Annotated in this window: 14 protein-coding genes; 7 read left to right on the forward strand and 7 right to left on the reverse strand. The window is 60.6% G+C overall.

Annotation, left to right across the window (positions count from 1 at the left end; all coding sequences use genetic code 11):
* Position 1: 1 nt before the first annotated feature.
* Complete coding sequence (locus ACP7EG_RS09145) at positions 2-1,414, reverse strand: cytochrome b (RefSeq protein WP_141171390.1); 1,413 nt, start codon at positions 1,412-1,414, stop codon at positions 2-4.
* Positions 1,415-1,416: 2 nt separating this feature from the next.
* Positions 1,417-2,025, reverse strand: a complete 609-nt coding sequence (gene petA, locus ACP7EG_RS09150) for a ubiquinol-cytochrome c reductase iron-sulfur subunit (RefSeq protein ID WP_099761011.1) — start codon at positions 2,023-2,025, stop codon at positions 1,417-1,419.
* Between the two features lie 412 nt (positions 2,026-2,437).
* Here petA and mscL point away from each other — a divergent pair, with 412 nt between their 5' ends.
* From mscL to ACP7EG_RS09170, 4 genes are read left to right on the forward strand one after another with little or no spacing between them, the layout of a single operon-like run.
* Positions 2,438-2,887 carry a large conductance mechanosensitive channel protein MscL gene (mscL, locus tag ACP7EG_RS09155; RefSeq protein ID WP_070223752.1) on the forward strand — a complete coding sequence of 150 codons (450 nt, stop codon included), beginning with the start codon at positions 2,438-2,440 and terminating at the stop codon, positions 2,885-2,887.
* 39 nt (positions 2,888-2,926) lie between these two features.
* On the forward strand, positions 2,927-4,087 hold the full coding sequence (locus tag ACP7EG_RS09160) for a Do family serine endopeptidase (RefSeq protein WP_096233252.1): 1,161 nt from the start codon (positions 2,927-2,929) through the stop codon (positions 4,085-4,087).
* A 21-nt stretch (positions 4,088-4,108) separates the two neighbouring features.
* Positions 4,109-4,801 (forward strand): DUF2461 domain-containing protein, encoded by a 693-nt coding sequence (locus ACP7EG_RS09165; RefSeq protein WP_426087386.1) that lies wholly within the window; start codon positions 4,109-4,111, stop codon positions 4,799-4,801.
* Positions 4,802-4,816: 15 nt separating this feature from the next.
* Positions 4,817-5,161, forward strand: coding sequence for a cupin domain-containing protein (locus ACP7EG_RS09170; protein WP_426087387.1), 345 nt, complete (start codon positions 4,817-4,819; stop codon positions 5,159-5,161).
* Between the two features lie 138 nt (positions 5,162-5,299).
* Here ACP7EG_RS09170 and ACP7EG_RS09175 read toward each other — a convergent pair whose 3' ends face one another.
* The 5 genes from ACP7EG_RS09175 to ACP7EG_RS09195 form a co-directional block, all read right to left on the reverse strand.
* Complete coding sequence (locus ACP7EG_RS09175) at positions 5,300-6,352, reverse strand: NAD(P)H-dependent glycerol-3-phosphate dehydrogenase (RefSeq protein WP_426087388.1); 1,053 nt, start codon at positions 6,350-6,352, stop codon at positions 5,300-5,302.
* 36 nt (positions 6,353-6,388) lie between these two features.
* Positions 6,389-6,850: an SH3 domain-containing protein gene (locus tag ACP7EG_RS09180; RefSeq protein ID WP_116742969.1), complete on the reverse strand. Its 462-nt coding sequence runs from the start codon at positions 6,848-6,850 to the stop codon at positions 6,389-6,391.
* A gap of 180 nt (positions 6,851-7,030) precedes the next feature.
* Positions 7,031-7,504 (reverse strand): protein-export chaperone SecB, encoded by a 474-nt coding sequence (gene secB / locus ACP7EG_RS09185; protein WP_010394167.1) that lies wholly within the window; start codon positions 7,502-7,504, stop codon positions 7,031-7,033.
* Positions 7,505-7,664: 160 nt separating this feature from the next.
* Complete coding sequence (gene grxC / locus ACP7EG_RS09190; RefSeq protein WP_096233262.1) at positions 7,665-7,931, reverse strand: glutaredoxin 3; 267 nt, start codon at positions 7,929-7,931, stop codon at positions 7,665-7,667.
* A 25-nt stretch (positions 7,932-7,956) separates the two neighbouring features.
* Positions 7,957-8,373 carry a rhodanese-like domain-containing protein gene (locus tag ACP7EG_RS09195; RefSeq protein WP_071079850.1) on the reverse strand — a complete coding sequence of 139 codons (417 nt, stop codon included), beginning with the start codon at positions 8,371-8,373 and terminating at the stop codon, positions 7,957-7,959.
* A gap of 106 nt (positions 8,374-8,479) precedes the next feature.
* Here ACP7EG_RS09195 and gpmA point away from each other — a divergent pair, with 106 nt between their 5' ends.
* From gpmA to ACP7EG_RS09210, 3 genes are all read left to right on the forward strand, one after another.
* Positions 8,480-9,226: a 2,3-diphosphoglycerate-dependent phosphoglycerate mutase gene (gene gpmA / locus ACP7EG_RS09200; RefSeq protein WP_141171394.1), complete on the forward strand. Its 747-nt coding sequence runs from the start codon at positions 8,480-8,482 to the stop codon at positions 9,224-9,226.
* Positions 9,227-9,302: 76 nt separating this feature from the next.
* Positions 9,303-10,763 carry a murein hydrolase activator EnvC family protein gene (locus ACP7EG_RS09205; protein ID WP_426087633.1) on the forward strand — a complete coding sequence of 487 codons (1,461 nt, stop codon included), beginning with the start codon at positions 9,303-9,305 and terminating at the stop codon, positions 10,761-10,763.
* 34 nt (positions 10,764-10,797) lie between these two features.
* Positions 10,798-12,291, forward strand: a complete 1,494-nt coding sequence (locus tag ACP7EG_RS09210; RefSeq protein ID WP_071079847.1) for a S41 family peptidase — start codon at positions 10,798-10,800, stop codon at positions 12,289-12,291.
* Positions 12,292-12,305: the final 14 nt, after the last annotated feature.

Raw genomic sequence — 12,305 nt, forward strand, 5'->3', positions numbered from 1 at the left:
CTTAGTGCGGGTGAAACGTCACACGCGACGGCACGGTCTTGAACTTGCCCATTGCACTCCACCATGGCATCAGCAGGAAAAAGCTGAAGTAAATCAGTGTGCACACTTGCGACACGATGGTTTTCGTATCCGTTGGCGCCTGGGTACCGAGGTAGCCGAGGATCAGGAACGACAGGCCGAAGATGGCGTACACATATTTGTGCCAGCTCGGACGGTAGCGGATCGATTTCACGGGCGAATGGTCGAGCCATGGCAGGAAGGCCAGGATCACGACGGAACCGCCAAAGAACACCACGCCCCAGAATTTCGCGTCCAGCACCTGCGGCAGCATGCCGATGATGGCGACGATGGCGATGCCGGCGATGGCCGACTTGACGGTCGTCGACAGGCGCGACTTGAGCCAGATGAACACCACGTAGGCCGCCACGACACCCATCAGCACGTACATGAAGTCGGCCGTGGTGGCACGCAGCACCGAGTAGAACGGCGTGAAGTACCAGGTTGGCGCGATGTGCAGCGGGGTTTTCAGCGAATCGCCGGGCAGGAAGTTGTTGTATTCCAGGAAATAGCCGCCCATTTCCGGCGCGAAGAACACGACGGCGCTGAAAATGACGAGGAAGATCGATACGCCGAACAGGTCATGCACGGTGTAGTACGGATGCGATGGAATCGAATCGAGCGGGTGGCCATCGGCGCCCAGGTTTTCCTTCACTTCGATGCCGTCCGGATTGCTCGAACCGACTTCATGCAGGGCGATCAAATGCGCTGCAACCAAGCCCAGCAGTACCAGCGGGATGGCGATCACGTGGAAGGCGAAGAAGCGGTTCAGGGTCGCGTCGGACACAACGTAGTCGCCGCGGATCCACAGCGACAGGTCAGGGCCGATGAACGGGATGGCGCCGAACAGGTTGACGATCACTTGGGCGCCCCAGTACGACATCTGGCCCCATGGCAGCAGGTAGCCGAAGAACGCTTCGGCCATCAGGCACAGGAAGATGGCGAAACCGAACAGCCAGATTAGCTCACGTGGCTTGCGGTAGGAGCCGTACAGCAGGGCGCGCGTCATGTGCAGGTAGACGATGATGAAGAAGGCCGAGGCGCCCGTCGAGTGCATGTAGCGCACCAGCCAGCCCCACGGTACTTCGCGCATGATGTACTCGACGGAATTGAAGGCCAGGGCCGCATCCGGTTTGTAATGCATGGTCAGGAAGATGCCGGTGACGATCTGCAAGACCAGCACCAGCATGGCCAGCGAGCCGAAGATGTACCAGAAATTGAAGTTTTTCGGGGCGTAGTACTTGCCCCATTGGTCGTTCCACAGCTTGGTCAGGGGAAAGCGGTCATCGACCCAGCCCAGCGCTTTTTCGGCGACGGGAGCGTCTGCCGGGAATTTCGTTTCTTTAAAAGCTGCCATGATCAAGCCTCGCCTTTCTCGTCTTTACCTATCAGCAATTTGGTGTCGCTCAGGTACATATGGCGCGGCACTTGCAGGTTGTCCGGCGCCGGCTTGTTCTTGAACACGCGGCCTGCCATGTCGAAGGTGGAGCCGTGGCAAGGGCACAGGAAGCCGCCTTCCCAGTCATCGGGCAGCGACGGTTGCGGGCCGGGGGCAAATTTCGAGGAAGGGGAGCAGCCCAGATGGGTGCAGATGCCGACGGCGACGAGAATTTCAGGCTTGATCGAGCGCGCTTCGTTCATGCAGTAGTCAGGCGTGAATTCGGCGGGATTGCGTTGCGAATTGGCATCGGCGACTTTGCCATCGGTCTTTTTCAGGGACGCGATCATTTCCGGCGTGCGCTTCAGAATCCAGACCGGCTTGCCGCGCCATTCGACGGTGCGCATTTCGCCGGGTTGCAAGGTGGTGATGTCTACTTCGACCGGCGCGCCAGCCGCTTTCGCGCGCTCCGACGGCTGGAAGGTGCTTACCAAGGCTCCCGCGGTTGCCAATCCAACTACACTGCCCGCCGCGCACGTGGCGACGAGCAAGCCGCGACGGCCTGAATCGACCTGCTTTTCGTTACTCATGCAAACCCCAATCAGTCAAAATGCGAATCTTTATTATGAGTGGCAGCCGCGAAAAACCCGTCGCCGAAGCTCTTTCCCACTGATTGCCGCAACCCGCGTCTTTGCGCGGTAAAGTGGCAACATCCCTGCGGAACTTCGGCCAATGGCGCAGCCCATGCCAGTTTCTTGTTGATTATCCGGAAGTGAAAAATCCACTTCTGGCAACCGCAAATTATAAGTGAAGCAAACAACGAATAGAATAAAAACGTTGCTTGTACCATAATTTATATACTTTTGCAGGAGGTGGCTAGTTCTTTCGAACTAGATGCGCCCGGCTGTGCACGAATTGGTCTTGACTACAACCACAAGTTGGTGGCGCTGGGAATCAATAGTATGATCGGCATGTTTTTATATCTATCCGAAGGAGAAATTCATGGCAATGATGAAAGAATTTAAAGAATTTGCAATGAAAGGCAACGTTGTCGATCTGGCGGTCGGTGTCATCATCGGCGGCGCCTTCGGCAAGATTGTCGATTCCCTGGTGCAAGACGTGATCATGCCGCCCATCGGCCGCATTTTCGGCGGCCTCGATTTCGCCAATTACTACCTGCCCCTGAACGGCCAAGCCACGACGATGACCCTGGTGGAAGCGAAAAAGGCGGGTGCCGTGCTGGCCTACGGTAACTTTCTGACCATTTTGCTCAACTTTATCATTCTTGCCTTCATCATCTTCCAGATGGTGCGCCTGATGAACAAGGCCCGCCGCAGCGAACCGGTCGCGCCAGCACCGGCACCGGCCACGCCGGAAGACATCGTGCTGCTGCGTGAAATCCGCGATTCCCTGCAGCAGAACGCACGCAACAGCAACAATCTGGCAAAATAAGCCGTTCCGGCACCGGCCGGCTGACCTGGGCTGAGAACTATGCGACGATTCTGGTTATTGTTTGCGCAAACCGTGACGATCGCGTTGGCGCTGTACTTTGTGTACGGCGCGCTGCGCCCGGCCAGCCGGGTACAGCAACTGGGCTCTCCCGCCAAGCCGGTGCCCGTGGTGGAAACGGCGTCGAGCAGCCTGGCGCCCGGTTCCTACCGCGACGCGGCGGCGCGCGCCATGCCCGCCGTCGTCAACATCCTCACCCTGCAAGTACCCAAGCGCGGCGCCCATCCGCTGGCGCGCGATCCCTTCTTCAAACGTTTCTTCGGCGAGCGCGACCCGGACGCTGAGGATGGCGAGGACTTGAAAAACAGCCTCGGTTCCGGCGTCATCGTCAGCCATGAAGGCTATGTGCTGACCAACAACCATGTGGTCGAAGGCGCCGACGAAATCGAAGTGGTGCTCACCGATGGCCGCAAGGCGCCCGCCAAGATCGTCGGCCTGGACCCGGAAACGGACCTGGCCGTGATCAAGATCAACCTCGACAAGTTGCCCGTCATCGTGCTGGGCCAGTCGGAACTGGCGCGCGTGGGCGACGTGGTGCTGGCCATCGGCAACCCGTTCGGCGTGGGCCAGACGGTGACCATGGGCATCATCTCCGCGCTGGGCCGCAACAACCTGCACATCAACAGCTTTGAAAACTTCATCCAGACGGATGCGGCCATCAACTTCGGCAATTCGGGCGGCGCCCTGGTCGATACGCGCGGCAACTTGATCGGCATCAATACGGCGATTTACTCGCAAAGCGGCGGTTCCGTCGGCATCGGCTTCGCCATTCCCGTCTCGACGGCCAAGACGGTGATGGAAGCCATCATCAAGGATGGCCACGTGGTGCGCGGCTGGATCGGCGTGGAAACGCAGGACATCACGCCCGAGCTGGCGCAAAGCTTCAACTTGCAGCGCTCCAGCGGCGCCATCATCGCCGGCGTGGTGCGCAACGGCCCGGCCGACAAGGCGGGCATCGTGCCCGGCGATATCCTGCTGACGGTGCAAGGCAAGCCCGTGGGCGACACGACGGAAATGCTGAACCTGATCGCCCAACTGCCGCCCGGCGAAAAAGCTAAAATGACGGTGCTGCGCAAGAATCGCGAAGCGGCGCTCGATGTGATGGTGGGCAAGCGCCCCATCCCGAAAGAGCTTTCCAAATAGTTGCTGATCGGAATTTGACACATGCATGTGCGTGATTTGACCCAATTTTTACGTGAACTGAGCGACAACAACAACCGTCCCTGGTTTGTCATGAACAAGCCCCGCTACGACATCCTGCGCGAGGAATTCCTGGCGCTGGTGACGTCACTCATTGCGGAGCTCGGCAAGTTCGATCCGGCCGTGAAATACTGCAATCCGAAGAAGGCCATGTTCCGCATCAACCGCGACGTGCGTTTCGCGCACGATAAAAGCCCGTATAAAACGCGTTTTTCGGCCGCCATCGCGCCGAACGACATGCGCCGTCCCAGCAAGGCGGGCGGCCCCACGTATTATCTGCAGATCGATGGTCAGGGCAATTTGCTGTTCGGTGCCGGCGAATACATGCCGCCACCAGGCCGCCTGAAGGCGCTGCGCGAACACATGGTCAACGACGCGCCAGGTTTTTCCAAAGTGCTGAAAAATAAGCGTTTGAAAGCCCGTTTCGGCAGCATCCAGAACGAGGGCAAGTTGCAGCGCCCGCCCAAGGGGTTTGACGCGGATGCCGAACATATCGAATTCATCAAGCTGAAAAGCTTTTTTGTCTGGACCGAAGTGCCGCTGCCCGTCAACGAACCGGAAAAACTGCTGCCGACCCTGGCGCAAGGCTTGCAGGACGCATGGCCGCTGGTCGAATGGATGCGCGGCGCGAAAGAGCCGGAGGAAGTCCCCGAGTAATTGCTGAAGGAGCACATGATGGCACTGGAGCACGCAAGTTCAGGACAGGTGATCGAGGTGCTGCGCAGGGACGGCGACGACCTGTCGCAGTTTTCCGCCATCGCGCTGGCCAAGACGGATGAACTGGAATTGATCCGCATGTGCATGCCCAAGGGCAAGACCATGCCCGAGCATCATGTGCTTGGTGAAATCACCCTGCTGTGCCTGCAAGGGCAGGTGGCGGTGACGGCGCATGGCGGGGAGCAGGTGCTGGGGCCGGGGCAGATGCTGTATCTGCACGGCGGCCAGGCGCATGCGCTGGAAGCGCGCGAAGACAGTCTGGTGCTGCTGACGATCTTGATGGCCAAGGCGGGGCGCTAAGAACACCTAACCAAACCTACTGCGCGGCGCGATTTGCGGCCTGCGATGCTCACTGTGCTAAAGCACAGCTCCGCTTCTCAGCCACAACTCGCATCCGCTCGCTACGGTTTTGTTAGGCGTTATTACACGTACACGTGCTCAGGCCGCCTCGGCGCGCGGATCGCGAGACAGCAGTTGCTGCACCATCACGTGCGGCAAATCGCCATCGAACAGCACGCCGGCCACCGCGTTGGTGATCGGCATGTCGACGCCCATGCGGCGCGCCAGTTCGCGCACGGCCTTGGCGCACGGCACGCCTTCGGCCACATGACCAAGTTCGGCCACGATGGTGGCCAGCGCCTTGCCTTGTGCCAGGCCCAGGCCGACCCGGCGGTTGCGCGACAGGTCGCCCGTGCAGGTGAGAATCAAGTCGCCCATGCCCGTCAGCCCCATGAACGTTTCCGTCTGGCCACCCAGGGCCGTGCCCAGGCGCGTGATTTCCGCCAGGCCACGCGTGATCAGCGCGGCGCGCGCATTCAAGCCCAGGCCCAGGCCGTCGGCCACGCCGGTGGCGATCGCCAGCACGTTTTTCACGGCGCCGCCCACTTCCACGCCCACCAGGTCGTCGCTGGCATACACGCGGATGGTGCCGCCATGCAAGGCCGAGACGACGGCGCCACGCAAGGCGGCGCTGTGCGAGGCGATGGTCAGCGCGCACGGCAAGCCGCGCGCCACTTCCTGCGCGAACGAGGGGCCGGACAGGGCGCCGCCGGGGATCTTGTCGCCCAGCACTTCCTGCACGATCTGGTGCGGCAGCAGGCCCGTGCCGCCTTCAAAGCCTTTACAGAGCCACACCAGGTTGCCGATGGCTCTGTCTTTCAGTTGATCTTTCAGTTGATGCAGCATCGGCCGCAAGCCCGCCACGGGGCAGGCGGCGATCAAGAGGCCGTGTTCGCCGCTGGCATGCGCGACGGCGGCGTCGAAATCGGCGCTGATGCGCAGTTGAGGCGGTAAAGGGAAACCGGGCAGATAACTGTTTTCGCCACTGGCGGTCATGGCGGCCATGGCTTCGGCGTTGCGGCCCCACAGCAGCACGTCATGGCGGCCGGCCAGGGCCATGGCCACGGCCGTGCCCCAGGCGCCGGCGCCCAGGACGGTGATCTTGCGGACGGCGGGAATACTATCGGGAGTGACTTCAGGAGAAACTTGCATGCAACCTCAACAGGGCAGGGGGGACGGGCGCGGTGCTTACAAGCCCCACACTTCGCTGGTCTTGACGTAGCCGCTCTGGCCATCCTTGTGGCGCACTTTAATCCAGCCGGAGCTTGGTTGCTCGCTCATTTCCAGCAGCACGCCCTTGTCGACGAGGATGATGGCGGAGGCGGTGTCATCGGGGCTGGCGCGAACCTTGAGGTTCGCAGCGCGCGCCACAACGTTGCGCTTGGCCGACAGGCCCTTGGCTTCGGTCCAGGCCATTTCGCCGCTGGCGTCGCGTACCTTGACCCATTCGCCGTAGCTGAGCACGACTTCCAGCGGCATGCCGCGTGGCGCCACGTACAGCTTGCCGCCCTTGGCGGACGGCGCGTCGTACAGGATCACGGGGTTTGCTCCCACCGTTTTGAAATCGACGGCGTGACTGGCGGCGGTGGCCAGCAGCAGCACGGCGCCGGCGATCCAGCGGAACTTGCTCAAGAGCGCACTTTTCAACATGATATTTTGAACCTTAACGAAACACGGCGGCCAGGCCGCCGTTTCTTACCTGCAGTATAGAACACTCACAAAACCGTCGCGAGCGGCAGTGCATTGTGGCCGAGAAGCGCAGCTGTGCCAGGGCACAGCGAGCATCGCAGACCGCAAGGCGCGCCGCGCAGCAGGTTTGGTGAGATGTTCTTAGTGCGTTTCGCTGGCTGCTGGCGCTGCGGCAGCGGCGTCAGCAATAGCTTGCAGACGTTGTTGGTAGAACACTTCGAAGTTGATCTCGGCCAGGTGCACTGGCGGGAAGCCGGCACGGGTGATCACGTCGGCGATGTTGGCGCGCAGGTAAGGGTAGATGATGTTCGGGCAGCCGATTCCCAGCAGCGGATCGAGTTGATCGGCAGGAATGTTGCGTGCTTCGAAGATACCAGCTTGCTTGCCTTCGACCAGGAAAGCGACCTTATCGCCGACTTTGGCGGTCACGGTGATGGTCACGGTGGCTTCGAAGATACCGTCGGCCAGAGGCGCAGCGCCCACGTCCAGAGCCACTTCGATCGCTGGTGCTTCTTGTTCCAGGAAAATAGCTGGGGAATTTGGTTGTTCCAGCGACATGTCTTTCAGGTAGACGCGTTGGATTTGGAAGACTGGTTGCAGATTTTCGTCAGACATGGAACGCTTTCGTTGTAAAGGACAAGAACGGCACACCGTTCAAATATGGTGCTTGCGGTATTCAAACCGCGCCGGGTAGGCGCGGCCAGATCAGGTGCGAGGGCAATTGTATCAAAACAATACGACAAAAAACCAAGCAATTTCTCGAACCCGCTTTATATCAGGCTGCCGTGCCATTTAACAAGGGGTCCAGCTTGCCGGCTTGATCGAGCGCATACAAATCGTCGAAACCGCCCACGTGGGTTTCGCCCACATAGATCTGCGGCACCGTGCGGCGGCCCGTGCGTTCCATCATCTTGATGCGCTCTTCCGGGTCGAGGTCGACGCGGATCTTTTGCACGGTCACGCCCTTGGCTTCCAAGAGGCGCTCGGCGCGCACGCAATACGGGCACACGGCGGTGCTGTAAACAATTACTGGTACGGTCATGATGCTTCCTTCAGTTAAGGCCGGCTTACTTCGCCAGCGACAAGGTTTTCAATGGCAAACCCTGCTTTTTCCATTCGTCGATGCCGCCTTCCAGGCTCGTTGCCTCAGCGAAACCGGCTTTGCCCAGCAGGCCGACGGCCGTTGCCGAACGCGAACCTTTCTGGCAAACCACTACAATGGGGCGTGTTTTGAATTTTTCCAGCTCGCCCAGGCGTTTTGCCAGTTCCGGCAGCGGCATATTTTTTGCGTCAGGCAAGTGGCCCGTGGCGAATTCTTCCGCGCTGCGCACGTCGACAATGATGGTCTTGCCTCGGTTGATCAGTTGCGTGACTTCCAGCACGGTCGCGCGTTTGCCGCGCATCGACAGCAGTGGCCAGAGGAGGGCGCCGCCGGAAATAATGACGATGGCAAACAGAAAAATGTGGTCGATAATGAATTTCACGTAGGGTCCAATGGTTTAAGTCAATCCGCGCATTATAAAATAGAAGCTGGACGAGGTCTTTTTACGTTTTGCTTTTTTGATTTGAACCCCTTGAGAAGATAGAACTATGTACAAAATCGTTTTCATGCGTCACGGCGAGTCCACCTGGAATCTCGATAACCGCTTCACCGGCTGGACCGACGTCGATCTGACGGAAAAGGGCGTCAACGAAGCCAGGGCCGCCGGCCAGATCCTCAAGCAGGAAGGTTTTACGTTCGACGTGGCCTACACTTCCGTCCTGAAGCGCGCCATCCGCACCCTGTGGCTGGCGCTCGACGAGATGGACATGATGTATTTGCCAATCAAGAACGACTGGCGCTTGAACGAGCGCCACTACGGCGCCTTGCAAGGCCTGGACAAGGGGGAGACGGCCGCCAAGTATGGCGACGAGCAAGTATTGGTGTGGCGCCGCAGCTACGACACGCCGCCGCCGCCGCTGGAAGCGAACGATGACCGCGCCTCGTTCAACGATCCGCGCTACGCCGGCTTGCCGAAAGCGTCGATTCCGCTGACCGAATGCCTGAAAGACACCGTGGCGCGCGTGATGCCGTCCTGGGATGAGGAAATCGCCCCGGCCATCCGTGCCGGCAAGAAAATCATCATTTCGGCCCACGGCAACAGCCTGCGCGCGCTGATCAAGATGCTCGATGGCATCAGCGACAGCGATATCGTCGGCCTGAATATTCCGAACGGCCAGCCGCTCGTGTATGAACTGGACGCCGACCTGAAACCGATCCGTCATTACTACCTGGGCGACCCGGCAGCGATTGCGGCAGCGCAAGCGGCCGTGGCGAACCAAGGGAAGGCCAAGTAACTTGTTGTCTTTCTTCCGCGGCACAGCCATCGCCCCCTCTGCTGAACGACCCCTGCCGGCGTGGCGCGCCGGCGCCATGCTGTGCGCAGCGCTGCTGTTCTCCAGCGCTGCCGCACAGGGTGCCAAGCCCACCGAACGCAGCAAGCAGAAAGCGGCCGCGGAAGCACAACGTGCTGGATTGCAACAAAAGCTGACGGCGCTCAAGCGCGACATCAGCCGCACGGAAACTGCCAAGGATGACGCGGCCGATACCCTGGCCGAGTCGGAAGAGGCCATTTCCAACGCCAACCGTGCCTTGCGCGACCTGGCGCAGGAGCAAAGCGCGACGGGCGTGAAACTCAATGCGCTGGGGCAAGAGCACCAGCAACTGACGGTCACCGTCGAAAAACAAAAAGCGCAGCTGTCCAAATTGCTGCGTGAACAATATGTCGCCGGCAACGAAGACCGCATCAAGCTGCTCTTGTCGGGCGACAATCCGAACCGCATCAACCGCGACTTGCAATTGATGGCCTATGTGTCGCAGGCGCAGGCGCGCCTGCTGGAGGCCTTGCGCGCCAACTTGCTGGCGGTGGAGAAAAACCAGGCGGACGTGCAGAACGCCAAGGATGAACTGGAAGAAATCGCACAGGAAGAGCGCGACCAGAAGGCCCTGCTGGTGCAGGAGAAGGCGCGCCGCGCCGCCTTGCTGACGAGCTTGTCGCAGCGCCTGGTGGCGCAGCGCAAGGAAGTGGGCAATGTCGAGCGCGACGAACAGCGCATGGGCAGCCTGGTCGACAAGCTGGCGAAACTGATCGAAGAGCAGGCCGCTGCCGCTGCGGCCGAAAAGAAACGCCAGCAATTGCTGGCCGAGCAGCGCGCCGCCGCGAAAGCGGCCGCCGACGCCAAGATCGCCGCGGAAAAACGCGAACGCTTGCTGGCCGCGCGCGCCAAGGCCGCCCAGGCGCAGGCCGAACGCGAACGCCTGGCGAAAGAACAACAAAACAAATCGGGCAAGATCAAGCCGCAGACGCCGCCAGCGCCCGTGAAACTGGAACCGATCGACGACGACGAGCCGCCGCAGGTGGCCAAGGTAACGCCGAAACCAGAGCCGAAGCCGGAACCGGAGCCGGAACGCCCAAGCCTGGGCCCGGCCGCGCCGGCCGGCGCCTTTGCCAGCCTGAAAGGGCAGTTGCGCGCCCCTGTGGCGGGCAAGATCGCCGCCCGCTTCGGCAGCAAGCGCGGTGACGGCCCCAGCTGGAAGGGCGTGTTCATCCGCACGGGCGAAGGCAGCGAAATCCACGCCATCGCTGGCGGCCGGGTCGTGTTTTCCGACTGGCTGCGCGGTTTCGGCAATTTGATCATCGTCGACCATGGCGGCCAGTACATGAGTATTTATGGCAATAACCAATCCTTGCTGAAACGCGTGGGCGATGCCGTCAAGGGTGGCGACGCCATTGCTAGCGCGGGCAATAGCGGCGGCAACGAGGAATCAGGGCTATACTTTGAATTGCGCCATCAGGGCCGCGCCTTCGACCCCGCCACCTGGGTGAAGTTTTAAGTTCCCCAGCGAATTTGTAGATTGCGAAGAATACATGGGTATCAAAGTCAAAAGTATCGGCCTGATCGGTCTGGGCGTCCTGGCCGGCATCGGCATGTCGCTGCAATTCCCGGCCGTGGCGCAGAAAATCACGAATGCCCCGCTGCCGCTCGACGAGCTGCGCCAGCTGTCCGACGTCTTCGGCCTGATCAAGTCCGATTATGTCGAGAAGGTGGAAGACAAGAAACTCTTGACGGAAGCCATTTCCGGCATGGTCTCGTCGCTGGACCCGCATTCCGTCTACCTGGACAAAAATGCCTTCAAGGAAATGCGCGAAAGCGTGCAAGGCAAGTTTGTCGGCATCGGCATCGAAGTGAGCATGGAAGACGGCTACGTGAAAGTCGTCTCGCCCATCGAGGACAGCCCGGCCGCCAAGGCCGGCATCCTGGCTGGCGACCTGATCACCCGCCTCGACAATATCCCCCTGAAGGGCTTGCAGCTGGAGGACGTCATCAAGAAGATGCGCGGCCAGCCGGGCAGCAAGCTGGTGCTGACCATGTCGCGCAAGGGCGAAAGCCGCCCACTGGTGTTCCCCATCGTGCGCGAGGAAATCCGCGTGCAAAGCGTGAAGGCCAAGATGGTCGCGCCCGGCTATGCCTGGCTACGCATCGCCCAGTTCCAGGAACCGACCGTCGATGACATGGTCAAAAAGATCAACGCGCTGTATGCGCAAGATCCCAAGCTCAAGGGCCTGGTGCTGGACTTGCGCAACGATCCCGGTGGCGTCGTGCCGGGTGCCATCGGCGTGGCGACGGCATTTCTTCCGGGTAATTCCGTGATCGTTTCCACCAAGGGCCAGTTGCCGGAGTCGAAGCAAGTGTTTTATGGCCGCCGCGAATTCTATGCGCCGCCGGGCGCCAAGGCCGACCCGCTGGCCAAGCTGCCGGCCGCACTGAAAACCGTGCCGCTGGTGGTGCTGGTCAATGCTGGCTCCGCGTCCGCCTCGGAAATCGTCGCCGGCGCCTTGCAGGATTACCAGCGTGCCACCGTCATCGGCACGCAAACGTTCGGCAAGGGTTCTGTGCAAACCTTGCGCCAGATCACAGCCGACACGGCCGTCAAGCTGACGACGGCCCGCTACTACACGCCGAAAGGCCGGGCCATCCAGGCGCGCGGCATCGTGCCCGACTTGCTGGTCGATGAAACGGCCGAAGGCGATGGCTGGAACAGCCTGCGCGTGCGCGAGGCGGACCTGGAAAAACACTTAAGCAGCAACGATGGCAAGCCGGAAGCGGCCAAGCCGACCATGGAAGGCATGCAGGATCAATTGGAAGAAGAGCAGCGCCTGATCGCCACGGCGAAAAAGCGCAAGCCGCTCGAATACGGCGCCAAGGACGATTTCCAGCTGCAGCAAGCCTTGAACCACTTCCAGGGCTTGCCGGTGCAGCTGGCCAAGGTGGACCCGAAGGCGGAGAAGATCGGCGCCAAGCCGGAAATTGCTTCCGACATCAAGGCGGACGATAAAAAGATTCCAGTGCAGAAGCCGTGATGCTTAACCCAATG

The organism is Janthinobacterium sp. PSPC1-1 (assembly GCF_049897625.1).
GTDB classification, from domain to species: Bacteria; Pseudomonadota; Gammaproteobacteria; order Burkholderiales; family Burkholderiaceae_D; genus Janthinobacterium; species Janthinobacterium tructae.

Bases quoted from the DNA above. Each gene is read 5' to 3' on its own strand.
- ACP7EG_RS09180 (WP_116742969.1), bottom strand. From the start codon at position 6,850: ATGTTGAAAAGTGCGCTCTTGAGCAAGTTCCGCTGGATCGCCGGCGCC.
- ACP7EG_RS09175 (WP_426087388.1), bottom strand. From the start codon at position 6,352: ATGCAAGTTTCTCCTGAAGTCACTCCCGATAGTATTCCCGCCGTCCGC.
- ACP7EG_RS09145 (WP_141171390.1), bottom strand. From the start codon at position 1,414: ATGGCAGCTTTTAAAGAAACGAAATTCCCGGCAGACGCTCCCGTCGCC.
- ACP7EG_RS09205 (WP_426087633.1), top strand. From the start codon at position 9,303: ATGCTGTGCGCAGCGCTGCTGTTCTCCAGCGCTGCCGCACAGGGTGCC.
- ACP7EG_RS09210 (WP_071079847.1), top strand. From the start codon at position 10,798: ATGGGTATCAAAGTCAAAAGTATCGGCCTGATCGGTCTGGGCGTCCTG.
- mscL (WP_070223752.1), top strand. From the start codon at position 2,438: ATGGCAATGATGAAAGAATTTAAAGAATTTGCAATGAAAGGCAACGTT.
- petA (WP_099761011.1), bottom strand. From the start codon at position 2,025: ATGAGTAACGAAAAGCAGGTCGATTCAGGCCGTCGCGGCTTGCTCGTC.
- grxC (WP_096233262.1), bottom strand. From the start codon at position 7,931: ATGACCGTACCAGTAATTGTTTACAGCACCGCCGTGTGCCCGTATTGC.
- ACP7EG_RS09160 (WP_096233252.1), top strand. From the start codon at position 2,927: ATGCGACGATTCTGGTTATTGTTTGCGCAAACCGTGACGATCGCGTTG.
- ACP7EG_RS09165 (WP_426087386.1), top strand. From the start codon at position 4,109: ATGCATGTGCGTGATTTGACCCAATTTTTACGTGAACTGAGCGACAAC.
- gpmA (WP_141171394.1), top strand. From the start codon at position 8,480: ATGTACAAAATCGTTTTCATGCGTCACGGCGAGTCCACCTGGAATCTC.
- secB (WP_010394167.1), bottom strand. From the start codon at position 7,504: ATGTCTGACGAAAATCTGCAACCAGTCTTCCAAATCCAACGCGTCTAC.
- ACP7EG_RS09170 (WP_426087387.1), top strand. From the start codon at position 4,817: ATGATGGCACTGGAGCACGCAAGTTCAGGACAGGTGATCGAGGTGCTG.